Source organism: Neobacillus dielmonensis (genome assembly GCF_000612665.1).
GTDB lineage: Bacteria > Bacillota > Bacilli > Bacillales > Cytobacillaceae > Neobacillus > Neobacillus dielmonensis.
On sequence record NZ_HG942042.1, the window covers coordinates 17905 to 42224 of the forward strand.

At 38.0% G+C, this 24320-nt stretch carries 24 protein-coding genes; 10 read left to right on the forward strand and 14 right to left on the reverse strand.

The window, feature by feature from the left end:
* Positions 1-124 precede the first annotated feature (124 nt).
* From BN2425_RS04790 to BN2425_RS04800, 3 genes are all read left to right on the forward strand, one after another.
* Positions 125-913, forward strand: a complete 789-nt coding sequence (locus BN2425_RS04790; protein WP_042455699.1) for an HAD family hydrolase — start codon at positions 125-127, stop codon at positions 911-913.
* 245 nt (positions 914-1158) lie between these two features.
* Positions 1159-2058, forward strand: a complete 900-nt coding sequence (locus BN2425_RS04795; RefSeq protein WP_052352778.1) for a MerR family transcriptional regulator — start codon at positions 1159-1161, stop codon at positions 2056-2058.
* Positions 2059-2116: 58 nt separating this feature from the next.
* On the forward strand, positions 2117-2635 hold the full coding sequence (locus BN2425_RS04800) for a MerR family transcriptional regulator (RefSeq protein ID WP_042455705.1): 519 nt from the start codon (positions 2117-2119) through the stop codon (positions 2633-2635).
* A 92-nt stretch (positions 2636-2727) separates the two neighbouring features.
* On the opposite strand, the gene BN2425_RS04805 is transcribed toward BN2425_RS04800, so the two are convergent.
* The 3 genes from BN2425_RS04805 to BN2425_RS04815 form a co-directional block, all read right to left on the reverse strand.
* The gene (locus tag BN2425_RS04805; protein WP_042455708.1) at positions 2728-3735 is read right to left on the reverse strand and encodes an acyltransferase family protein; all 1008 of its coding nucleotides are present in this window, start codon (positions 3733-3735) and stop codon (positions 2728-2730) included.
* A gap of 275 nt (positions 3736-4010) precedes the next feature.
* Positions 4011-5270 carry a DHH family phosphoesterase gene (locus BN2425_RS04810; protein WP_042455710.1) on the reverse strand — a complete coding sequence of 420 codons (1260 nt, stop codon included), beginning with the start codon at positions 5268-5270 and terminating at the stop codon, positions 4011-4013.
* Between the two features lie 190 nt (positions 5271-5460).
* A complete protein-coding gene (locus tag BN2425_RS04815; protein WP_052352779.1) occupies positions 5461-6144 on the reverse strand; it encodes a M50 family metallopeptidase in 684 nt (227 codons plus the stop codon).
* Between the two features lie 186 nt (positions 6145-6330).
* On the opposite strand from BN2425_RS04815, the gene BN2425_RS04820 reads away from it, so the two are divergent.
* Positions 6331-7455: an ABC transporter ATP-binding protein gene (locus BN2425_RS04820; RefSeq protein ID WP_042455716.1), complete on the forward strand. Its 1125-nt coding sequence runs from the start codon at positions 6331-6333 to the stop codon at positions 7453-7455.
* Positions 7455-9008 (forward strand): ABC transporter permease/substrate-binding protein, encoded by a 1554-nt coding sequence (locus tag BN2425_RS04825; RefSeq protein WP_042455719.1) that lies wholly within the window; start codon positions 7455-7457, stop codon positions 9006-9008. The genes BN2425_RS04820 and BN2425_RS04825 overlap by 1 nt, the downstream gene beginning before the upstream one ends.
* 47 nt (positions 9009-9055) lie before the next feature.
* On the opposite strand, the gene BN2425_RS04830 is transcribed toward BN2425_RS04825, so the two are convergent.
* Positions 9056-9673 (reverse strand): TrkA C-terminal domain-containing protein, encoded by a 618-nt coding sequence (locus BN2425_RS04830; protein WP_042455722.1) that lies wholly within the window; start codon positions 9671-9673, stop codon positions 9056-9058.
* A 179-nt stretch (positions 9674-9852) separates the two neighbouring features.
* On the opposite strand from BN2425_RS04830, the gene BN2425_RS04835 reads away from it, so the two are divergent.
* Both BN2425_RS04835 and BN2425_RS04840 read left to right on the forward strand, forming a co-directional pair.
* A complete protein-coding gene (locus tag BN2425_RS04835) occupies positions 9853-10419 on the forward strand; it encodes a hypothetical protein (protein ID WP_052352780.1) in 567 nt (188 codons plus the stop codon).
* Positions 10420-10434: 15 nt separating this feature from the next.
* A complete protein-coding gene (locus BN2425_RS04840; protein WP_042455726.1) occupies positions 10435-10998 on the forward strand; it encodes a hypothetical protein in 564 nt (187 codons plus the stop codon).
* Positions 10999-11061: 63 nt separating this feature from the next.
* On the opposite strand, the gene BN2425_RS04845 is transcribed toward BN2425_RS04840, so the two are convergent.
* The 7 genes from BN2425_RS04845 to BN2425_RS04870 form a co-directional block, all read right to left on the reverse strand.
* Positions 11062-12423 (reverse strand): aspartate kinase, encoded by a 1362-nt coding sequence (locus tag BN2425_RS04845; protein ID WP_042455728.1) that lies wholly within the window; start codon positions 12421-12423, stop codon positions 11062-11064.
* Between the two features lie 404 nt (positions 12424-12827).
* Positions 12828-13442 (reverse strand): NUDIX hydrolase, encoded by a 615-nt coding sequence (locus tag BN2425_RS04850; protein WP_042455730.1) that lies wholly within the window; start codon positions 13440-13442, stop codon positions 12828-12830.
* 121 nt (positions 13443-13563) lie between these two features.
* On the reverse strand, positions 13564-14358 hold the full coding sequence (locus tag BN2425_RS04855; protein ID WP_042455732.1) for an ABC transporter ATP-binding protein: 795 nt from the start codon (positions 14356-14358) through the stop codon (positions 13564-13566).
* Positions 14333-15355 (reverse strand): ABC transporter permease, encoded by a 1023-nt coding sequence (locus tag BN2425_RS04860; protein ID WP_042455734.1) that lies wholly within the window; start codon positions 15353-15355, stop codon positions 14333-14335. Before BN2425_RS04860 ends, BN2425_RS04855 begins: the two co-directional genes overlap by 26 nt.
* 103 nt (positions 15356-15458) lie before the next feature.
* On the reverse strand, positions 15459-16469 hold the full coding sequence (locus BN2425_RS04865; protein ID WP_042455737.1) for an ABC transporter substrate-binding protein: 1011 nt from the start codon (positions 16467-16469) through the stop codon (positions 15459-15461).
* A gap of 393 nt (positions 16470-16862) precedes the next feature.
* Positions 16863-16991, reverse strand: coding sequence for a hypothetical protein (locus tag BN2425_RS23300; protein WP_264757798.1), 129 nt, complete (start codon positions 16989-16991; stop codon positions 16863-16865).
* A gap of 147 nt (positions 16992-17138) precedes the next feature.
* On the reverse strand, positions 17139-19121 hold the full coding sequence (locus BN2425_RS04870; protein WP_042455741.1) for an LTA synthase family protein: 1983 nt from the start codon (positions 19119-19121) through the stop codon (positions 17139-17141).
* Between the two features lie 413 nt (positions 19122-19534).
* Between BN2425_RS04870 and BN2425_RS04875 the strand changes: the two genes are divergently transcribed.
* Positions 19535-19720, forward strand: coding sequence for a hypothetical protein (locus BN2425_RS04875; RefSeq protein WP_042455744.1), 186 nt, complete (start codon positions 19535-19537; stop codon positions 19718-19720).
* A gap of 225 nt (positions 19721-19945) precedes the next feature.
* Entirely contained in the window at positions 19946-20125 is a 180-nt protein-coding gene (locus BN2425_RS04880) for an H-type small acid-soluble spore protein (protein WP_042455747.1), read from the forward strand.
* A gap of 27 nt (positions 20126-20152) precedes the next feature.
* Here the strand turns inward: BN2425_RS04880 and BN2425_RS22695 are convergent, their stop codons facing one another.
* Entirely contained in the window at positions 20153-20299 is a 147-nt protein-coding gene (locus BN2425_RS22695; RefSeq protein WP_042455750.1) for a hypothetical protein, read from the reverse strand.
* A 65-nt stretch (positions 20300-20364) separates the two neighbouring features.
* The gene (locus tag BN2425_RS04885) at positions 20365-21522 is read right to left on the reverse strand and encodes an acyl-CoA dehydrogenase family protein (RefSeq protein ID WP_042455753.1); all 1158 of its coding nucleotides are present in this window, start codon (positions 21520-21522) and stop codon (positions 20365-20367) included.
* A 303-nt stretch (positions 21523-21825) separates the two neighbouring features.
* Between BN2425_RS04885 and BN2425_RS04890 the strand changes: the two genes are divergently transcribed.
* The gene (locus tag BN2425_RS04890; RefSeq protein WP_042455757.1) at positions 21826-23334 is read left to right on the forward strand and encodes an MFS transporter; all 1509 of its coding nucleotides are present in this window, start codon (positions 21826-21828) and stop codon (positions 23332-23334) included.
* 38 nt (positions 23335-23372) lie between these two features.
* On the opposite strand, the gene BN2425_RS22940 is transcribed toward BN2425_RS04890, so the two are convergent.
* The gene (locus BN2425_RS22940) at positions 23373-24260 is read right to left on the reverse strand and encodes a 3D domain-containing protein (protein ID WP_042455760.1); all 888 of its coding nucleotides are present in this window, start codon (positions 24258-24260) and stop codon (positions 23373-23375) included.
* Between the last annotated feature and the right edge of the window lie 60 nt (positions 24261-24320).

The following is a 24320-nucleotide window of genomic DNA, read 5'->3' on the forward strand; positions in this document are numbered from 1 at the left end:
CCTAGGTATCATTTTATTATTATTTCACCAATAAATTCTCCCTAATCTTTAGTGGAAAATGTTCCTTTATGGATGAATGATTTTCGTGTAAACTAATCGTAGTGAATATAAAAGGAGAACTTTTATGACCCAATATAAAATTTTATTTTTAGATGTTGATGGGACCATATTCCCCCCTGATCACACCATTCAAGAATCAACCAAAAACGCAATTGCTCAAGTCCAGTCCATGGGCATTGAGGTGTTTATAGCAACAGGAAGACCGCTTCATGAGATGGAAGATTTGGCCCAACAATTAAATGTAAAAAGCTTTATTGGTTATAACGGTGCTTATGCCACCTATCACGGACAAGATTTATACCAGTTTCCTATGGAGGAGCCAATCGTCAAACAGTTTTTAAAAGTTGCAAAGGAAAACCAACATGAGGCGGTACTTTATACAAACAGCTCAAATGCTTTTACAGATTTACAGTCTCCTTTCATAAAAGAGTTCATTAAAGTTTTTTCGCTTTCTAAAAACCATTCTTACACTCCAGCCATTGATCACCGTGTGTTGGGGATGACCTTAATCAATTTAAGACCGGGAGACACATCTCTTTACACTAACAATGCAGGAATTCGCTTATCTCAAGTAAACATAGGCAACATGCAGCATTGTTATGATGTGATTCATGAACGAGTTAATAAAGGCTACGGAGTAAATCAAGTCTTACAGCATCTAGGAATTGATAAGGTACAGTCGATTGCTTTTGGCGATGGTATGAATGACAAAGAAATGCTACAAAGTGTCGGGGAAAGTTTTGCGATGGGAAATAGCCATCCAGACCTTTTTCGATATGCAAAACATAAAACTACAACAGTAACAAATTCGGGAATTTACAATGGCTTAAAGAAGATTGGTTTGGTGGAATAACTCCACGATTTTTACATAACAAGAGGATGACTCATAAAGAGTGATCCTCTTTTGTTTTTTTCTGCAAAATAAAACATTTTCATTAAAATTTTCGGCAATCAAGGACAATTACCTAAAAAAATGTTGTTATTTCAAGATTACAGTCTTGTTTTGATAGCTTTTGTCATGAAGCAGGAAAATTGACTATAAAATGGTGAATTACTAAAAGACAGATATTCCGAGATAAATAGAAAGGAATGGTTTTAGTGAAATCCTATACACTTAAAGAGGCAGCAAAAAAAATAAACGTAACTCCTGGGACCATCCGGCAGTGGGAAAAGGATTTAACAGGCTTACTTGAAATTCCGCGTTCAAAACAGGGCGCAAGGATTTATACTGTCACGGAAATTAATCAGATGAAAGAGATTAAACAACTGTATGCCCAAAAATTATCTAAGGAGCAAATCCGGCAAATACTTAATGGCAGCCAGGAAATCGAAATTACTAACGATAAACAGGAAAAAGAGGAGATGCGGGTTGAATATACCCCTCCTGATGAAATTAGTTTAGAAGTTATACCTGAACCAGAACCCCAAGCTATGGAGTTTACTGCTTCTAATACGAGTTTGTTCTTCGAGGCTATGGATACTTATTCCAAAAACTTTCTAAATGAGGTAAAGGAGGAAATCCGTACTACCGTCCGCAAAGAAGTCATCGACGAGGTAAAAAAGGAAATCTCAAAAGGAACATTACTAACGGTCAAATCAATATCGGATTCGGTATACAAATCTAATGCCAACACACAAGAAGAAATTAAGGAGCTTTCTCATAGCATCAATAAAGCCTCAGAGGTTACAGCTGATAGGATCCAATACCTATCAAAGAGCATTCAAAATGTTTCTATTGAGACCTATGAAGAGATCACCAATCTTTCCAAACAACTCGATGATACTACTGAGGAAATCACAAGATATTTCGATCATACCAATAATGAAATATACCAATTAGCAGAAAATTTAGCCCAAGACCGTGATTTTCTTATGGAGGACCGTGAGCAATTTCGTAGGGATATTCGACAAAGAGAAGCAGCTTTTCAACAAATGCTAACCAATTTTCGAGAGGTTGCTGCTGCTAAAGAAAAGAAATGGTGGAGATTTTGGGATTAAGCAATTTGTAACTCGTCACTCGTGTTTGAGGCCATTTTAAAAAAGTGGAGGTATGCTCATGAATACAGGTGAGGTGGCAAAATTATTAGGTGTCTCTGTTAGTACAATTCAACGGTGGATAAAACAGCTTGATTTACAAATGGAGCGAAACGAACGAGGCCATTACTTTTTTAGGGAAGAAGATATTAATGTATTAAAAAAAATTCACGATCAATTACAAAATGGGATTCTATTGCAGGAAATTACTCCCCCAAAGGATAAAACTGTTAGGAGAGGAACAATTAAAACTGCCGGATCAGATGAAGCAATTGAAATGCTAAATGCAAAAATAAAAAGCTTAGAAAAGGACTTGGATGGAAAAGCCGATTCCGTGGTATCCTATCAACTTCTTCAGCACAGGCGTGAAATAGAAGAATTGCAAAGTCATGTGACAGAATTAAGTCAGCAAATTGAACGTCTCCAATTAGAGCTGGCCGAAATGAAAGAAGAGCAGCTAAAGGATAAACCAATGGTGTTAAACAACGGAAAAGTGAAACGGAAGAAAAAAAACTTTGTCAGTTCCCTATTTGGTTTTTAATTCATGCAACCACCAGCTGGACATAGAAAATGTCCAGCTAATTTAATGCCTAAAAAAGGTAATCCCATCAAGGAATTACCTTCTCATGTTATTCAACTTCCTCCGCTACCTAGCCGCAATTTCGGCTCTACAATTGGTTTCGTATACTTCTTCACCAGATAACTTCCCAAAATCGTACAGATTATAAACGAGAACATTATCAGGATCAAGTAATTTCCAGAAACTAAATCTAAACTTTCTTCCGGTAAAACCGTCTGAATTGGTTTGATAATAAATCCATGGAACAAGTAGACATAAAGTGTTCTCTCGCCAATCTTTGTCAATTTTAATTTTGATGACGGAATTAAGGTTAGAAAGCCAAACGTTACAATAAGTGTGGCAAGATACTGGACGGCCCGCAACGCTCCATCATGCAGTTGCTCCCCTCCCATACCGGCATAGGAGGTATCACCCAATAGCCAAGGAATTGCACTATCAGGGAAACCAATAGCAAAATATATGATTGTTGAGACAATAATCACTAAGCCAATCGGAAGTGAAAATCGATTTCTGACTAGCTTTTTTAATTGATTCCCCTTAAGCATGTAGCCGATAAAAAAATAAGGAAAGAATACAAACGTTCTTGACAAGCTCAAGAAGCTTCCTATTTCATTCACGTATCCCACTGCAATCCCCATACCCACGGCCACAAAAAAGCCAGTCCATCCCAGTTTTGAAAACAGATATAGGAAAACATTCCAAAAGAACATACTCAGTAAAAACCACAAAGACCAATGCGGTTCCATAATATCAAAGTGAAGAGTTGATTCTTTGCCAATTACATAATAAAAGATGGAATAAATAAACTGGAATATAAAGTAAGGAATCAGTATTTTCTTGAATGTCTTTATTAAGTATCCCTTTTTTCTAAAATTCTTAGCAAAATACCCGGAAATCATGATAAATGCCGGCATATGAAATAAATAAATGAACGTATACAGCGTATACAAAACCTTATTGTACTCTTTCAACGGGCTAATGACATGTCCAAAGACGACAAGAAAAATTAAAATAAACTTAGCATTATCAAAGTATTCACTTCTTTTAGATCCAGAAGCCATTCTATCCCTCCTGATACGGATTTCAATCAAAAGGTATAGTAATATTGTTATTTTATTATCATATATGTTGGTTATAAAATAATATCTAGAAAGATAACTATTTTAATTTTAATACCTTTTTTATAGTTTACACCATAAATATTACAGAAATGTGTTTGTGCAATTACGTTTAATTTCAACTGATTTACATTTCCAATATAATAATAAAATATTACTACGATTAATTTCCTATTATTCCGCATTCACCTATTTGTCAGCAAAAAAAGGCATAGTGTCTATGCCTTTTTTGCAACCATGATATCAACTAGCCGGGAACTCATGATATCGGTGTAATTTTCTCTTAATTCTGCCACTGGAATTCCTAGCAACGCTGCTGTCTGCGGTAAGAATTCATTATCGTATCTAAGCCAAGCTGAGTAATTTCTTTTAACAAACTGTTCTGCTTCAGTAAAATTAGGGAAAGTATGTTCCACATTCACCCCATTATGGATTAGGTCATAGCCCCCACTCCCGTTTGGTATGATAAAGGAAAATTCCCCATTATGATTTATATAGCTTGTCCCAACATTGGACTCTTTCACGTTAAATTCGTTCCTGTCTGCGTCTGGTTTAAGCGGAAGTACATTAAATACATTAACAACAAAAGTTTGAAAAGCTTGCTTTGTCAATTCGGACCCTGACGCTTTGGGATGGCCCCCTCCTCCGAATTCTTTTGCAAATTGCGCGACATTTACCTCGTCATGAATTGTACGAAAGCCCATTTTCTTTGTACCCATATTTAATAGAGCAATCATATCCAAGTGAGGACTTAAATTGTTTAATGCATTCCCCAATTCAGAAAGATGCTGCTCAGCATGGACAATCCCAATGCAATAATCTCCAACAAATGTTTGCACCATTTGTCTACTCTTTGATTGGATATACCGATTGATTTTTTGATCTTCGATATCAAGAATCATCGTTTCAGTGTCCGTGAAAGAAAAATTCTCTTTATCTCCAGACAACCGTTTAATCATTTCTTCCTCAAATTGTTCCCTGTTCATTATGTAAAATAAGTCATTTAATCGTTTTGCGGCAATATTATTATTTTCATCCCACTCCCATGTATCGTACTGACGAACTAAATCAATAAATTCTTCTAGTGCTTTGTTCCGTTCCATTTGTTTATGCTCTATTAAGTAATCATAAAATAGAGAAGTAGCACATGTTTTTTTACCCGATTCGTATTTCGGAATCACACTGCCCCAAGCATAATCGTTAAAATGCATAGCCGTTACATGGTGGTCAATAACCTGAACATGCTTCCCTTCCTGATATCTACTTTGTAATTTTTTTTCAACATGCTCATTTACTGCTAAATCTGTAATAAATAGTTGTTCCTGATTATTGTCCGGATTAGCTAAAAACGCTTCAACCCTTTGATTTAAATTGCGGTATGAACAATACGACACTTTAACCTGGTCTCCGAATGCCAGTTTAGCGATTAACCCACAGCCCAGTCCATCTAAATCAATATCTGTAAAAAGTTTTACCATAGCGCGTACCACCATTCAATTTCTTTCCATGAAAGTTAGTGTATTATCGTTCGACCTATCTTATACATTTTTTCGACGATTTATAAATTATATTACTTAAAGCTTTCCCAGTAAAGAAAAGAGGAGAAAAAGATAGGATAAGCAAATACCCTTTTAAGCGGTACTCGCCTATCCTGCAGAAACAATATAGTCAAACATTTATACGATAATAGCCTCTTTTTAACCCAAAATATCCAAACCATAAAGCCTGAATAAAAAAGAATGCACCCCAAATGGGGGCTGGAACGATAAGTGATAGTCTGGCAAGATTGGCCGCGTCCCCGGCAGCACTAGGCTGAATAAAAGAAAGATAAAGAATTTCATAGGAACTTTTTATTGAATCTACCAGTAACACGGAAGCAATTAACAATAATAAATGGTTTCGTAAGCCTTGACTTCCTTTTATCAATAAATATAAGAAAAATAAAGCAAAAGATAACAACCAAAATACCCCATAAGGATTTCTAACCCAAAAGATTAGATTCAACGCAATAAACCCTAACAGAATATCTATTAACAGGTTTTGTTTTTTCTTCCCGATTAGTAAAAAAGATAAAAAGGCCATAAAAGATGAAAATATATATCCCGACATACTGGTTACAAAACTGCCAATCCAAGTAGTTTGCCTGCTATAGGTTGCACCTTCAGAGTTCATAAACAGAGATATTCGTTCAACCTTCCCTCCCATTAAAGCAACCAATGCATGACCGGATTCATGAAACAGGGTATTAATTACCCTAAAATAGTTCCCTATTAATGGTGCATGAATCAGTAAAAACGCCGCAATGAGGAAAATGAAAAATTTTAAACTTAAGTTTGCCCGAACAAACCTCACATTAACTTCCCCCATATTTCAAAATTGTATACTATTTTATTTTATCACGCTCTTTACTAGGAAGAACAATTTAAACTTATGCGGGATTATCTTTCAAGTACCCTTCCCTCCAGTAATTCAATTTTATCGACAAGTAACAACTTTAATGATATTGTTAAGTTGTTAGATATAGAAGGAGGAAACAATTTGATACAATTTAAAAACGTAGTGAAAAAATACAAAGCCAAAACAGTTATACAATCATTTTCGTTGGACATTGAATCCGGGCAATTAGTCGTGTTTATTGGTCCTAGTGGCTGTGGAAAAACCACATTACTTAAAATGATCAATAAACTTATCCAGCCATCCTCAGGGCAAATCCTTGTTAACGGAACTGAAATTTCAACGATGAACCCAATAGAGCTTCGAAGGAATATTGGTTATGTCATACAAAATACAGGACTTTTTCCACATATGACAATAAAAGAAAACCTAGAATTAATACCAAAACTAAAGGGGGAACGTCCTGAGGATATTGCGAAAAAAACGATTGAATTATTAGAGACAGTTGGACTTAGCCCACAAGAATATTTGCATCGGTACCCAAAAGAATTAAGCGGCGGCCAGCAGCAAAGAGTTGGTGTAGCTAGGGCCTTTTCTACGAATTCCGAAATTATTTTAATGGATGAGCCATTCAGCGCATTAGATCCTGTCACACGCACTTCCCTTCAAGACGAACTCTACCAGATGCAAAGAGAATTGAACAAAACCATCGTATTTGTTACCCACGATATGGATGAAGCTATTAAAATAGCAGATAAAATTTGTATTTTAAAAGATGGTGATATAGTACAATTCGATACACCCGAAAACATCCTAAAAAACCCTGCCAATGATTTCGTTGCCGATTTTATTGGTAAACGCAGAGTATGGAATAATCCTGAATTATTACTCGCTGAAGACATCATGATATCTAATCCTGTTAAAATACACGCAAAGCGGAATGTCTTGCAGGCAATTGAGATTATGAAAGAAAACAAAGTTGATAGTCTAATGGTTACTGACAAAAGCAACTGCCTTATCGGACTGATAACATTAAAAAGCATCCAACTAGTAAACCGTAATGCAACTATTGAAGAGGTCATGGAGCGGAATGTTCTGTCAGTCTCCGACGAAGCTAATTTACTGTCGGTGCTGGCTACAATGAATGAACATAAAATTGGCTACGTTCCAGTGGTAAACAACACAAATCAATTAACCGGTCTTATAACACGAAGCAGTATTTTATCCGCATTAAGCAGCCAGTTAATTGAAATGGAGGTGGCATTTTAGTGAGTACATTCTGGAATTATGTAACTGCAAATTACAATCAAATTCTCGATTTATTGGGCCAACATCTTTATCTAAGTATCATTTCCGTGTTCATAGCCGTTTTGATTGGGGTTCCGTTAGGGATTTTAATTTCTAGAGAGCAGAAACTGTCTAAGCCAATTATTGGTATCGCTAATATCATGCAGGCGATTCCCAGCTTAGCCTTGCTCGGATTTTTAATTCCATTCATTGGGATTGGAAGTACACCAGCTATCGTCATGGTTGTCCTTTATTCCCTGCTTCCAATTGTTAAAAATACGTATACAGGATTAACCAATATCGACCGGGATATTCTGGAAGCCGCCAAAGGTATCGGTTTAACTAAGAGTCAAACGATGAGAAAGGTCCAGCTTCCGCTAGCCTTCCCGATGATTATGGCGGGTATCAGAATTTCAGCTGTTACAGCTGTCGGTTTAATGACTATTGCTGCTTTTGTTGGTGCAGGCGGCCTTGGCTATCTTGTGTTCTCCGGAGTTCAGACCGTCGACAACGCCATGATTCTAGCTGGTGCGATCCCAGCCTGTATCCTCGCATTGTTGATTGACTTTGTTGTAGGTAAATTGGAGTCTTCCATTTCTTATGAACAAAAGCAAAAGACATCTAAAAAAATGGGTAAAACAGCAAAGAGGGTCATTATTTCTGCTGCATGCATTATTTTGATTTTCGCAGGCGGATTCACCATTTATTCGAAGGCGCAGGCAGAAGATACGATTGTTGTTGGTTCCAAAAACTATACTGAACAGCTAATACTGGGAAATATGCTTGCTGATTTAATAGAAAATAAGACTGATATAAAAGTGGAGAGAAAGCTGAATCTTGGAGGTTCACAAGTAACATTCGGAGCCTTAAACAGCAGGGATATCGACTTATATGTTGAATACACAGGAACAGGTTTAGTCAACATTTTAAATCAACCACCCCAGAATAACCCAGAAAAAGTTTATAACCAGGTCCAAAAAGAGTTTAACAATAGGTATGGAATTCAATTATTGAAACCGCTCGGATTTAATAACACGTATGCATTGGCGATTCGCCAAGACACTGCTAACCAATTTGGTTTGAACACTATTTCTGATCTAGCAAAAGTCAGTAATGAATTAATTATCGGTCCGACAATTGAATTTCCAAATCGTGAGGATGGATTAAAAGGTCTTACTAAGACCTACCAAATGGGGTTTAAAGATGTAAAAGCGGTAGACGGGGGTTTGCGTTATACCGCACTGAACAACCATAAGAGCGATGTAATTGACGCATTCTCCACTGACGGGTTAATTGAGGCGTTTAAGTTAAAAGTCTTGAAGGATGATAAAAACTTCTTCCCTCCCTATTACGCAGTGCCAATTATTAAGGAAGATACCTTGAAGGAGCATCCAGAATTAAAAAAAGTAATCAACAGTATTGCCGGTAAACTTTCAGATGATAAAATGCGAGAACTTAACTATAAAGTTGACAGCTTAAAACAGTCGCCTGCTAAAGTGGCAAAAGAATTTTTGAAACAAGAAGGGTTAATCTAATATTTTGAAAAAGAAACTGGCATCCAGAATGCCAGTTTCTTTTTTGCCTATTCTTGTAGGAAATGGACTACTCGGTCATAAGATTTTTCATCACCAATGACAAGAAATACATCCCCTTCTAGGATTAATACATAAGGACCCGGTGAAATAATTAATTCTCCATTTCTTTTAATGCCGATGACCGTACCGCCGGTATTTTGCCAGAACTTCACTTCTGAAACAGTCTTACCGATATGGGCACAGCCGCGATGTATTTCCACCTCAATTGGTGCCAAAGGATTGGTATGACGCAGTTTTCCTGAATAGTCCATGATTTTTCTTAAGGCATCAAAAAGTTGCTCATCCAATTTATTTCGCTCGCCCATAATGGAATATATCTCTTTTTCAAGATCCTTAATACTTGCCAAATTGGAGAAACGAGAAATATATTTAAAAGCATTTTCCTTTGATGAGATGAGAATACCACTGCCTTTGGAAGACTGGACTATTTCAACATCCTCGAGTATTTTTATTGCGCGTCTGATCGTTTCTGGTGAAACTTTGTACTCACTTGCTAATGTAGATCGCCCATGAATTTTATCCCCTATTTTAAATTCACCATCGTTAATACGATTAGCGATATCAATTGCAATTCGTTCATATGTAGGTATCTGTGCCCTTTGCATAAAGACCCCCGTCAAAACTTTTTTATCCTTATCTTATCTTCGTTCATGATTCCACTATACCTGTTTATGCAGTTATTTGCGAGTCCCATTGCTTGATTTGTTAGTTTTTAATGTCTAAGGACATAATACTATTAATATGTAATCAACACTTTTTGAATGGAAGTTATGGAGGTGAAACCATGAAACGAAAAGTAATCATTATCTTAAGTATTGCTTTTATCCTTTTCATGGCCGTTTTATTTGTATATTATCTGGTGAAACATGATTCCTCAAGGTGGCAGGTGGCCCTTGGTGGCATTTTCGCTAGCGCTTTGCCCTTAATTTTATTAAAGGTAAAAAATAACCCATTTAATCTTCCTATCATTATTGGCTATTATTTATTTTTATTCTGTTCACTATTCCTAGGCTCCATCTCCACTTTTTATCTTCACTATAAGTGGTGGGATTCAACTCTTCATTTTGTTAAGGCATTTTACGTTGGCACAATTGCTGTTGTTTTGTATAAATTGTTTATTCCGGCCGAGGCACGCTCTAGTGTTTCCAAATGGATTATTTTTCTGTTTGTCCTTTCACTCGGTGTTCTTTCTAGTGCTCTTTGGGAAATCTACGAATTTTTAGGAGATATGACATTTACCCATACTATGCAAAGAGGCGGAAACAAAGATACCATGCTTGACCTCCTTTGCGGATTGGCTGGGAGTTTAATCATTGCATTTTATGCTTTCATTCGTAAACCAAAAGTATAGGTAAGGTGACAGACTGTGAAAAAAAAGCTCGTCATTTTGTTAAGTGGATTATATGTCATTTTTATGGCTTATTTAGCTTTTTCTTATTATGATCAACATGAAACTTTTAAAGCTTCTGTTGCCATTGGGGGTATTGTCTGTGGAGCCATCCCGCTATTATTAGCTGCTTTTACTAAACTTCAATTTAACCTGCCAATTGTAATTTCGTATTTGATTTTCTTAGTTGGTTCCCAATATTTAGGTTCTATTCGCGGCTGGTATGGGCTGGGCTGGTGGGATACTTTTCTTCATGCTATCAGCGGCATGATTTTGGCTTTCACTGGGATCGCTCTATATGAAAGACTCATTCACAGGACCGCAGGTGATGCAATATCACCATGGTTCATCTTTTTATTTACTCTGGGCTTTGCTGTACTAGGAGGAGTTTTATGGGAGGTTTATGAATTTAGCAGTGACCAACTATTTGGTATGACCCTGCAAGGTGGAGGTAACAAAGATACGATGATTGACTTAATTTCCGATACGGTCGGTGGTTTGTTAATTGCTTTATCGGCTGGGGTGCGAACGAAAAAAACTTAAGGAAAATGTATAAAACGGCTGACCCATTTCGTACAGATCAGCCGTTTTCGCCTATTTTAACACTTATACTGTTACTGGTGCAAAAAATTCATCATATAGAGCTTGAACGGCACGTTTTTCATCCACTTGTTTGACACCAAACATCATGCTGACTTCGGATGATCCTTGATTAATCATTTCAATATTTACATGGGCATTCGATAAGGCTTTCGAAGCTCTAGACATCGTACCAACATTGCGCCGCATACCTTCCCCTACCACCATGATGAGAGCCAAGCTGTGTTCAAATTTTACTTCATCGGCATGGAGCTCCTTCATGATTCGCTCCTTAATTTGCGCTTCAATTGTTTCATCCAACTGACTTTCTCTTAAAATAACCGAAATGTCATCTATTCCAGAAGGAGTATGTTCATAGCTGAGCCCAAAATCTTCTAAAATCCCTAACAATTTACGCCCGAAGCCAATTTCTCGGTTCATTAAATATTTACTAACATATATACTGCAGAAACCATCATCACTGGCTATTCCGATTACCGGGCCATTGGTATTGTCCCGTACTGCGACAATTCTCGTTCCGGGAGCGCTGGGGTTATTGGTATTTTTCACCTGCACTGGAATCCCGGCACGAAACGCAGGCACAAGTGCCTCATCATGCAGTACACTAAAACCAGCATAAGATAGCTCTCGCATTTCCCGATAGGTTAATTCTTTGATTTCCTTTGGCTTTTCCACAATAAACGGGTTAACCGAGTAAACAGCATCTACATCTGTGAAATTTTCGTACAATTCTGCCTTTAGTGCATTAGCTAAAATGGAGCCAGTGATATCCGAACCGCTTCTAGAAAAGGTATAAACATCTCCCTCTTTGCTGTATCCAAAAAAACCTGGAAAAATACTTATGCCAGGATAACTACGGAGTACCTGCAATTGTTCATATGCCTCAGGCAACGCTTGGGCATTCCCAGGCTCATCACTGACGAGTAAACCCGCTTTCTTGGGGTCAACATAGTAAGCCTCAACTCCCATTTTTCGGAAATAAGCGGCAACCAGCTTGGCATTATTGTCTTCCCCGCTTGCTTTGATTCTGTCCATGAACCGGTCAGGCTTGCTTTTGTCACTTTCAAGCCGCGATAATAAATCAGCACGGATTTCGTCCATGATAGCAAGAGGAAGTCTCAATTCTTCTGCAATTGTTGAATACCTCTGTAAAACTTTCTCAGCTAACTCCTGATAATCTTGTTCCAACAAACTTGCTTGACCACACTCAATTAATAAATCAGTTACTTTTGCATCATCTGGATATCTTTTCCCGGGAGCAGAAACCACGACCACTTTCCGCTCTGAGTCTGAAGTGACAATTTCAAATACTTTGTTTATCTGTCCACCAGACGCTAAGGAGGACCCACCAAACTTTACGACCTTCATTCCTACAACTCCCTAAACTACAAAATATAAGCTTAATTTTAGTGCATATTTTAAAATATTCAAGCACTTTTTCCTATCAATGCGTACAATTGTCCATATAAGAAATACTGTCAAAGTAATATCCACAAGCGAATTACTTTGAAAAAGGCTCAGTTAAATTTGGCTGTTGATTTCCCCTCCAGTCGCTCAGCGACCCGCGGGCGTGCCGGGGAGTCTCCTAGGCGATGAAAGAAAGCACCTGCGGGGTCTCCCCAGCCCCGCACGCGCGCAGGACATTGAAATTCATCCTCGAATCCGCCCACTCACGAAGAAAATGCGAAAGCATTTTCGAGGAGTCGAGCGCCTTCTCCTCCAATCAACAGAGTAAAAAATCAATATTCTTGTTTAACAGAGCCTTTAAAAAACTATTCGATAATCTCGATAAAATGGGCAAGAATTCTTGCCGTAAGTCCCCATATGACTTTATCTTCATAGCGGTAAAAATATTCTTCCATTCCCCTTGTTCTCCAATTGTAATTTACACCGCCGATAATTAAGTCAAAGGGAAAGTTTTTTTCCGGCTCGACTTTAAATTCTATATGATAGATTTCTGGCTTATGATTCATAAAATAAGCTAAGGGTACAGTAAATATTTCTCCAACCTCTGAGGGGTTCGGGCAAATCTTATCCGGATTGGCAATAATTCCTGCAAAAGGATAGACCATCATCTCAAAAGGGGTAACCATAAAATCTAATGGGAATACTTCAGTAATATCCTCTTTAGGAAGCCCCAATTCTTCCACTGTTTCACGGATCGCTGTAGATTTTTCGTCCGTATCACAAGAATCCATTCTTCCACCTGGGAAACAAATCTCCCCCGGCTGCCTTCTTAAATTAAGGGAACGTTTCTCAAATAATACATGTATTCCATCTTCCTTTTGGATTAGAGGAAGTAGTACAGCATATTTCGAATATTTATTACTGCCTAAAATGGTTGATGTATGATCTTTTAACTTAGCTAAAATCGTATCGAGTTCCATTTCGTCACCTCGCTTAGAAATTATCCTTAGTTATAGAATAACACTATATGTACTATAGTCACCTAATTTAAAAAACAATCCAACTAATAGTACAGTTGGATTGTCACTGTGTGGCGTTACCTTAAGCGAGAATTGCCCTGTCACTTGCCATTTGCGCACCGCGAATTCGTTTAAACTCGGCAAGAAGTCCTTCAATTGTAAGTTTATTCTTCTGTTCCTCATTGACTTCCAAAATAATTTGGCCTTTATCCATCATAATTAACCGGTTGCCTAGATCAATCGCCTGTTGCATATTATGTGTCACCATTAGGGTAGTCAGATGATATTTATCTACAATTTCCTTTGTCAAATTTGTAATTAATTCTGCTCTTGAAGGGTCAAGAGCGGCAGTATGTTCATCCAAAAGCAAAATAGAAGGTTCCGTAAACGTAGCCATCAATAATGATAATGCCTGTCTTTCTCCCCCTGATAATAGGCCTACTTTAGCGTTGAGCCGATTTTCAAGCCCCAAATGAAGGGATTCGAGGACCTCTCGGAAGTATTCTCTCCGTTTCTTCGTTACTCCTCTGCGGAGTGTACGTGTTTTATTTCGCGAATAGGCCATTGCTAGATTTTCTTCGATTGTCATACTAGGGGCAGTACCTGCCATCGGGTCCTGAAAAACACGACCAATCATTTTCGATCGATTGAATTCTGACATATTCGTAACATCTTTATCTGCAATACGAACTTCTCCTACGTCAGGTATTAAAACACCTGAAATGATATTCATTAAGGTAGACTTTCCGGCACCGTTGCTTCCAATTACCGTAACAAAATCACCGGGTTTAAGCGTAAGATCTACTTGGTTTATTGCCATTTTCTCGTCAGGGGTGCCTTCATTAAAAATCTTATGAATCTGATTTAATTGCAGCATGGTTCTCCCCCCTAGTCTGTGCAGACGCCTGTATCATGCGGGTCCGTTTTTGGGCTTTGCGCTTTTTTTCTTTTGAACTGTCGATAATCTTTGGAGTAGTTAGGGCAATAATGACGATAATGGCTGTAATTAATTTCATGTCCCCTGGATCTAAAAATTCAACTCTTAATGCCAAAGTTACGACTATGCGGTAAATAATTGAACCTCCAATTACTGCAAGAGTTGTCCTGGCAATCGTCTTGGTACCAAAGAGAGCTTCACCAATTATCACTGAAGCTAAACCGATTACAATCATGCCTATTCCCATTCCGACATCAGCGAAGCCGCCCTGCTGGGCAATCAGGGCACCAGAAAAAGCAACTAGGGCATTGGATAAACCTAATCCAAGCACGACAAGGATGCTTGTATTCGCTGACAAACTACGTATCATCCGTTTGTTATCCCCGGTAGCTCTAATAGCCAAACCAATCTCCGTTTGCAGAAACCAATCCGTAATGAATTTAATCACGAAAGTAACAAAAATCATCACAATGAGAATTCCCCAAGTTTCAGGAAGGCTGTCTGAAAGCCCTACTGTTGACAATATCCCGTTAAAGAATGAGTCAATTCCTGCCTCATCAAAGACACCTCTGATTTTCGTAAACGTAGTATCCGCATTTAATAGAGGAATATTGGACCTTCCCATGATTCGCAAATTAATGGAGTATAGTGCGATCATCATCAAAATTCCTGATAGCAAATTATTAATTTTTCCAAAAGTATGAAGCAGTCCTGTCATACAACCGGCTGCAAACCCAGCAAACAAAGCCATAATCGTTGCGTAGAATGGATTTGCTCCACCAGCAATCATCACCGCTGTAACAGCAGCTCCAGTTACAAAGCTTCCATCCACCGTTAAGTCTGGGAAATCCAGAATACGAAAGGAAAGATAGACGCCCAGTGCCATAATCGCATAGATGATACCTGCTTCAAATGATCCAAATATGGCTGTAAACATTGAGATCATCCTCTCTTTAGGACTATTTTGCAATCGCAGTCCTCGTTTCAATTAAAATAATCAAGGAGTCCCGTAGAAAAGGGCTCCTCTTGTTTTGTTTTATTTATTCATTTCCATCATAGAATTCGCCAAGACTTTTCCATTCATCTTTGACTTTCAGTCCTTGGGCTTCTGCAGCCTTTTTATTTATTACAAGTTTCAAGCTATTTGGCAGTTCAACTGGGATTTCTGATGGCTTTTTATTTCCGCTTAAAATATCTGCTGCCATAACTCCGGACTGGTAACCTAAATCATAGTAACTAAAACCACTAGCAGCTACAGCTCCCTTTTTCATAGAATCCAATTCACCGACGAATAGTGGTATTTTTTTCGAGTTGGCAACATCAATAACTGTATCGAGGGCTGTGACAACAGTATTATCTGTTGGTACATAGATAGCATCTACCCGTCCAACCAGTGATTCTGCAGCTTGTTTAACCTCTGCTGTGGTGGACACGGATACTTCTATTATTTTTGCGCCTTTATCTTCTGCTATCTTTTTGACTTCTTTTACTTGAACCTCAGAGTTCTGTTCACCCGAATTGTAAATGACACCAATATTTTTCGCTTTTACTTCATCCGAAATAAAGCTAATAGTCTTTTTGGTCGCTTCAGGATGGTTATCGGTTGTTCCCGTTATGTTTTTGCCTGGTTTATCAAACGCTTCCACCAATTCCGCCCCTACTGGGTCTGTTACCGAAGTAAAAACGATTGGAATATCCTTTGTGGCATTTAACGCAGCTGTGGCACTAGGTGTAGCATTAGCAAAAATTAAATCCACCTTGTCACCAACAAAGTTTTTAGCTATGGTCGCGGTGTTGTTCATATCCGCCTGAGCATTTTGCTCATCGTATTTCACCTTGATCCCTTTGTCTTCTAATGCCTTCTTAAATCCTTCAGTTGCCGCATCAAGTGATGGATGCGGAGCAAATTGGGAAATTCCTATCGTAAATTCGTTTTTTTCTTTACCTGAATCCGCCTCATTAGAGCCACTTGATGTCTCGCTTTTCCCACACCCTGATAAAAGCAACAGTCCCACTAATGCCAAGGAAAGTGCTGTTCTCCCTTTTTTCATTATAAAGATCCCCCTCAATACCCTTAATTTGATTTTTTAAAATATTTATTATATTAAAAATTATTCTAGTATTTTTCTGGTTCAAAAGCAATAGATATCCATAAATTAATTTTTTGCTTTAAAGCAGCAGAAGCATTAGATTATTTCCCAAACGATAATGTTGATTCATTACTCTGCTGATTGGAGCGGCGGAAGGCACTCGACTCCCGCGGGAATACGGGGCAGTGGTGGAACCCCGCGGATGCTTTCACCCCCGAGGTGTCCCCCAACACTTCTGCGGGTTGTGCTGCGTGACTGTGCAGAAATCAACAGCCTAGTAGAACAGAAAAAAACCCTCTAGTTCACTAGAGGGTTCATGTATGTATTTTTTCTATTTGGAGGAGCTTACGTTATTTACCAATCTTTTGTCCATTCAAGTAATTTATCAATTTCAACTCGTTTTATTATGTAATTATTTTTCTCAGATGGCAGATTGGATGTAGCCTCGAGTAATTTGTCGATATCAATGATTGTTGTTCCCATAGATCTAACCTCCCGAGTAACTTGATTTGTTTGATACCAAATTATTCGTTGTAACTGTCAATTCTATGGGGGTAAATTAAAGTTTTTTTTGCATCCGACAATGCCACTTTAAGAATATAAAAGAGAGAAGATTACTCTTCTCCCTCATCAATCACTTTCTGTTGTTTTTGTACTATCTGTTGTTTTTGCATTTTTAGTTGTTTTGCCTTTTGGTCCTAAATATTCATAATCATCAGGATTAATCGACGTATAGCCTTCTGGCTTGTAGAAACGTAACAAGTCTTTATAGACAATTTCATCTGACATTTGAAGCTCAGTATTTACTTTATCTTGAATAGCGCTACAAGCTTCGGCATTTTCGGATAACTCCCCAGTTAGCGTGGAATAACACTTACCTTTAACCTGTATCACATCAGGTGACATAAAGTCACCATTTCTAAATAGTGCCCAATTTCGATGGGTTGGTGATAAAAGGTCGGAACCAAACTCAAGGTAGTCTTTTGTATCAATTCCTAATAAATGCAGCACTGTAGGACGAACATCCACTTCACCACCGTATTGCTGCTGAATGCCGCCAGTTACTCCAGGAACATGGATAAATAATGGAACTCGCTGCAAATTAGCATTCGTAACTGGTGTAATCTCATCTACACCCAACACTTTTGACATCGCATCATTATGGTTCTCTGAAATTCCATAATGGTCACCATACATTACGACCATTGTATTGTCATATAAACCAGAGGCTTTTAAATCGTTAAAGAACTGTTCCAATGCTTGGTCCATATAATGGGCAGATTGGAAATACTGATTTACAACTTGGTCATCTGTATCTCCAGCAGGAAAATCAGTATCACCTGGATCCATTTCAAATGGGAAATGATTCGATAAAGTAATAAACTTCGTATAGAATGGCTGCTTTAAGCTAGACAACAGCGGCATAGATTCAGTAAAGAATGGTTTATCCTTCAAGCCATAGTTCTTTGTGTCTTCCTCTGTCATGTTGTAATACTCGGCATCAAAGAACTGGTCATAACCAAAGGCTTTATACATAACATTTCGGTTCCAGAATGTTTTGTAATTGCCATGGAATACGGCAGAAGTGTATCCCTGCCCTTTTAAAATAGCAGGCATCGCCTGGTAGGTATTTTGTGCTTTATTCACAAATACCGCTCCCTGGCTCATTGGGTAAAGCGAATTTTCCATTAAGAACTCGGCATCAGATGTTTTCCCCTGTCCAGTTTGGTGGAAAAAGTTAGGGAAATAAAATGTATTCTGGTTGCGTGTTAACGAGTTAAGGAATGGAGTAACTTCCTGTCCGTCAGGCATTTTGTAATCAATCATAAACGACTGGAAGGATTCCAGGGAAATATAAATTACGTTCATGCCTTTTGCCTTACCAAAATAATCTGGATTTGGAGCAGCGTAATTGGCTTTACGATAATTTTCAACCTCGGTTACATCACTAGAATCTGCTAAGGCACGCTGACTAGAAGAACGAATATTTTGTATTGCATCGTAAATTGTGAAATTATAAGCACCAAGATATTTGACTAAGTAATTTCTGTCAAAAGAACGTGTTAACAGCTGTGGACGATCCTTCTCAGCAAGCCCTAAATTAAATAAAAACGTAGTGATGGAAAACAATAGGACAATTTTATAGGACTTTCTATTTGTTTCCATAGTTTGTTTAAAGAGTGTTAAAGCTAGAACAATTAGAATGATAAAGTCCGTAAAATAAAAAACATCTAGCGGTGACATTAATGACAGGGCACTGTCTCCCAACTGACCTGCATTGGTTTTAGCTTGCATGATAACTGGAATTGTAATGAAATCACTAAAAAAGCGATAATAGGCAATATTTGCATATAGCAGGAATGACAAAATAAAGTTTGTGATAATCATAACAAGTTTAGTCCGTTTTTTAAACAACAAGGCGATTCCAAAGAAGAATAGCGCAGAGCTCAGTGGATTGATCACCAATAAAAATTCCTGAAGCTTATTATCAATTCCTAAATTAAATTCAATCTGATAGGCTGCGTAGGTTTTAATCCAAAATAACACTACTGCAATCACAAAAAATGTAAAATTATTTTTAGTTAATTTTTTTGTGAAACTTATTTGTTCCATTTTAATTCTCCTCTCACTTACCAGATTTAGCATCGGTAAACGAACCCCAATTACTATAGCACATTTTATAAAAAAAGAAAAACAATAAATCAGCGTTAATTTTACCAAAGCTTGGACTTTTTTTCCGGTCTTATAATCCCTTTTTATGTGTATGCACGGGGTTAATTGGACATGACTGTGTTTTCTCATTTATATAAGACGATAATATTGCTAATTAGTTTCAACATTTTCTTCTTTATTATTGCTTTTAGAATTGGTTTATATTTACAATTTTTTGACTGTTAGATTATTCTACATATCATATACTTGAACTGTTATTTGTGCAATACGATTTTAGACTCATATTTGTATGAATTATATTCGGGTTGTAAATCCTATTTTTGTATTAAGAAACTTGAAATGAGGGAGATGTAGTGCCGCGAATCAGGCCTGAATTTACAAAGAGTCCTTATTTTGTTGATGAACCCGGGAATTGGCATTTTAAACCTGGTGCACCCAAAGCACTCCAGGAAGAGCTTGATACTTATATTAAAGATTTAGAAACGATTGACGAGCCTGGAACGATAAACGGGATCAGGATCGACCCTTTATATCTATAAGGCTTTGTTAAATTTAGCTGTTGATTTCCGCTCCAGTCGCTCAGCGAATCCGAGGGCGTGCCGGGGAGTCTCCACGAAGATGAAAGCGCCCGCGGGATCCCCCATCCCTGTACTCCCGTAGGAATCGAGCTTATCCGTTCAAATCAACAGAGTTAAAAAATCTACATTATTGTTTAACAGAGTCAACTATAAAGAAAAAAATATCAAAATATAAGGAGTGGCAATATGGATACAAGACGAATTAAACAAATTTTATCTTCATCCGCAGATATTGAAGTAAAATACAATGGTGTTTCTATATGGATCGACCAATTGAATGAAGATGGCAGAACTGCTACTGTCCATTTGCGTGGACCTCTTGAAGAACGAACCGTTGTGGAAATAAATGAACTTGTGGAGGAATAAAAAATTAGGCAGGAATAAAGTTCCTGCCTAATTTTTATCTATATTGCTCGGGTGCGGTCGCTCATTTCCCACTATACCCGTTACCTTTTCTCTTCGATATTTACTCACATCTTTTCCGGCACCTGGCAGCGTATTGGCCATCGGAAGCTGCTCTAGTTCTTTGCCTCTTGGCATATCCCTCACCCCTTTGATTAATAAGGTATCCCACAAAGCATCATCTTACTCTTAACTTCTTCCTTTCAATTCTGAAGCTGTGAATTAATACTGTGTTTTGCAAGTAGTTGAATCGTCATATCATCCATTGGAGGGTTATGTAGTCCCGCTCTTACGTCACGATAATAGCGCTGCAGTGGATTTTTTAGAGAAAGACTTTTAGCACCAACCACTCGCATGGCTAAATCTACAACTGACAAGGCTAGGTTAGTAACGGTTAATTTTGCTGCCCCTAGGGCTGGTCCCATCGTATTCTTCTCTTCTAAATCGGCATTGTCCCACTGTTTAGCAGTTCCATACAAGAAGTATTCGGCTTGCATAATTTTCAATTCTATTTCGCCAATTTTTTGCTGAACATTCGGCAGGCTGATAATCGGCCCCTGTATACTATTTGGTGTGTATTCGTTGGCAAACGTAATCGCGTACTTCCTGGCAGCTTTGGCAATTCCAAGATAACAGGCAGGAATATGTAAGAGCCATCCTTGTGCACTTTTTTTGCTCGGTACTATTTTTTCTACAAGATTTTCCTCAGGAATTCTTATGTCCTCTAATACTAAATCATGGCTTCCTGTCCCTCGAAGGGCAATACTGTCCCACGTTTCTTCAATTGTTAACCCCTCGGCTTCTCTAGGAATCAGGAAGTTTGCAGTCTCATTTGTCCCTTCTATGCTGGCGCTAACAATAAAATAGTCTAAAACTGGGGACATAGTAGTGAAGGTCTTCCTTCCGTTAATAGTCCACTTACCATTAGACTTCTTTGCGGTGGTTTCCGGTCTCCCTCCCCTTGTTGGACTTCCAGTTCTTGGTTCGGTTGCAGCACTGTTTATCAATGCTCCTGATTTTACCTTTTCGCACATTTCCCTATAAATTGGCTCCTGCCAGCTTTGTTTTTCATGTAAATTCATGATAATTCCCATATGCCAGCCAATTGCTAATGCAGTGGAACCATCGCCCATTGCAATCAATTCTTGGAGGCGAATCAATTCGTTAAGCGTTATTTGTTGGCCGCCATATTCTTTTGGGACAGTTAAAGCCGTATAGCCTGTCTTCTTAAGATCCTGGATGTTTTCATAAGGAAATCGGCCATCCATATCTACTTCATGTGCTCTTGAAAGAAAACGATTGGATAGGTCCTTCATAATGTTGAGCCGTTCTTCACTTGTTACTGCCGTTTGGAAATTCAATGCGCTCTCCCCTTTTGATTTCTCTTTTTTTCGAAGTCAATTATACCATTATTATGATTTCATTATGATATAGAAAATCGTGTCCATGCTTCCTTGGTTTATTTTCTTATATTTATAGTAGGAACTGTCCTTATTTCCAAATGATACTAGCACTTTCCTAAAGATTTATCAGAAACTGCGAAGTATTGTGCCATTCGTCACTGATGGCAAAGAAAAATTGTATTATACTCGTTTAGAATATAAATAAACCTTTCTTATGTTTTTTAAGTACTTATTTTTCAAAAGGTATCAGGGGGGACCCCAATGAAAAAAGGAAACATACAACTTACCATACAAACTGGGAGTCTCGTTTCAGGATGTATGGTTTGGGTGGTTATTTCTTCTTTAATGCCATTTATTAATGCAGAAGTCCCACTATCTTCAACACAAATCTCCTGGGCTGCAGCCGTTCCAATTATCCTGGGTTCTTTGTTTCGAATTCCACTTAGCTACTGGACAAACCGTTTTGGAGCGAGGGTCGTTTTAACGATTAGTTTTTTCCTATTAATATTACCCATTATGATCATTAGTTACGCACATGCATTTTACTCGCTGATAGCAGGTGGCATCATTCTCGGTATCGGTGGTGCTTTATTTTCTGTTGGTGTAACATCTCTGCCTAAATATTTTCCAAAGTCAAGACAGGGGATAATTAATGGCATTTACGGAGCAGGAAATATCGGCACAGCGTTCACTTGTTTTTTGGCTCCATTTTTTGCTGATGCGTTTGGCTGGAGAACAACCATTAGGTTTTATTTGGTTGTTTTATTACTTTTTGCTTTTTTAAATTTTTGTTTTGGTGACAAAAAGGAACCTAAAGTTACTCTTCCAGTAAAGGAACAATTCCTTCATGTATATAAAAATCCAAAACTATGGTTTTTAAGCTTGTTTTATTTTATTACCTTTGGTTCGTTTTTGGCATTTACCATTTACCTTCCCTCCTTTTTGGTAAATCATTTTGAATTATCCAGTGTAGACGCGGGTTTAAGGACTGCAGGGTTTATCATTATCACCACCTTGCTAAGACCTTTGGGAGGGTGGCTAGGAGACAAGTTTAATCCTTTTTTAATTTTGATAGCCGTATTTTTTTGTTTAACTTTTGCTGGATTTTTGCTATCCTTTACACCCTCTTTGCCTATCTATTCATTTGGCTGCCTATTGGTTGCTATTTTTGCCGGCGTCGGAAACGGGACCATTTTCAAACTGGTGCCCTTTTATTTTTCAAGGCAAGACGGCATTGTGAATGGTATTGTATCATCTCTGGGAGCACTTGGTGGATTTTTCCCACCAGTCATTTTATCGGTTCTTTTTAATTTTACAGGATCTTATGCAATTGGGTTTATGTCACTATCGGAATTCTCATTAGCCAGTTTGGTCATTGTCTTTTGGCTTTACTATCATGATAAATTGGAGATTTCGGCTAAAATTGTGGACCAAACTATTGATGGTATTTGCATTACAGATGCAGATGGGATCATCGAACGGATTAACCCAGCCTTTACACGAATTACCGGATATACTCAAGATGATGTAGTCGGCAAAACGCCAAGTGTCCTGCAATCCGGAGAACACGACCTGCAGTTTTATAAAAATATGTGGAATAGTTTATTAACAAATGGGATTTGGGAAGGATACATCTGGAATAAGAGAAAAAATAATGATATTTACAAAGAGTGGCTAATCATAACTGCCATCAAGGACGAGTCCGGAAAAACTAAAAATTATGTAGGCAAATTTACAGAGGAGAAAGATTTATCCAAGTTTTTGGGATAAAAAAAACAAAGCTGCAAACAAACATGCAGCTTTGTTTTTTAATTTATTATTTGCAATTTTACTTCTTTTCGTCCCCAATCCATTGCATCCTGTTCTTCAGGTATAAAGACGTCAATACGATTTCCTTTTATGGCGCCTCCCGTATCAGCAGCAACCGCTTCCCCATACCCCTCCACATACACTTTCGTACCAAGAGGAATAACTTTAGGGTCGACAGCAATTACTTTTTGGTTAGGATCAGATTTTATGTTAACACCTGTGGCTGTAATTCCGGAGCAACCTTCGCAAGATGCTGTATAGGCTGTGGCTGTAACAGTTAGTTCTTTAGCAGTATTAGTGTCAGCCGTTTCGGAAGTTTCAGTGCTGGTATTTATCTCGTCTTCAGACGGAACCTGCTCGTCCACTTTTAATTCAGTATTAGCAACTTCCGGCAGTTCAGAAGGTGTTTCGCTTACAACCTTTTCTACAGGTTGTTCAGTAGCTTCGGCTATTTGCTCTGATTTTTGTTCAGTCTTGGTTTCTTCTACCTTGTTAGCCACATTCTCCTGAACTGAATCTGGTTGTGTCGCTACCAGTTGAGTATTTGATATAGTTGCAGGCATTGAGATTACACTTTGCTGTACATTCTCTGTTGAAGGTTCTGTGGTAATAACCGGTGCAGCTGTTTGAAGTGCATTTGTTTTCAACCAAAATGAATGACCAGCGTTCACTGTATTCTGATTAGCCTGTCCAATAATCGGTTGCAAATCAGTAGGAATTATTCTTGATGAAATCGTATTCCATTTTTCAAGATTTTTTACAGCAGATTGTTGGGCATCCAGCGAAAATCCACCGGTTCCAACAGTTAGTACTGCTGCTTGAACATTAGCGCCAACAGATATTGAGAGTACTGATGCAGCGATAAATGTTTTGAATTTATAAAGCATTTTCATACCTCCCATGTTCTTTAAAGCTAACTGTTAGGTTCATCTTAACATGAAATATGA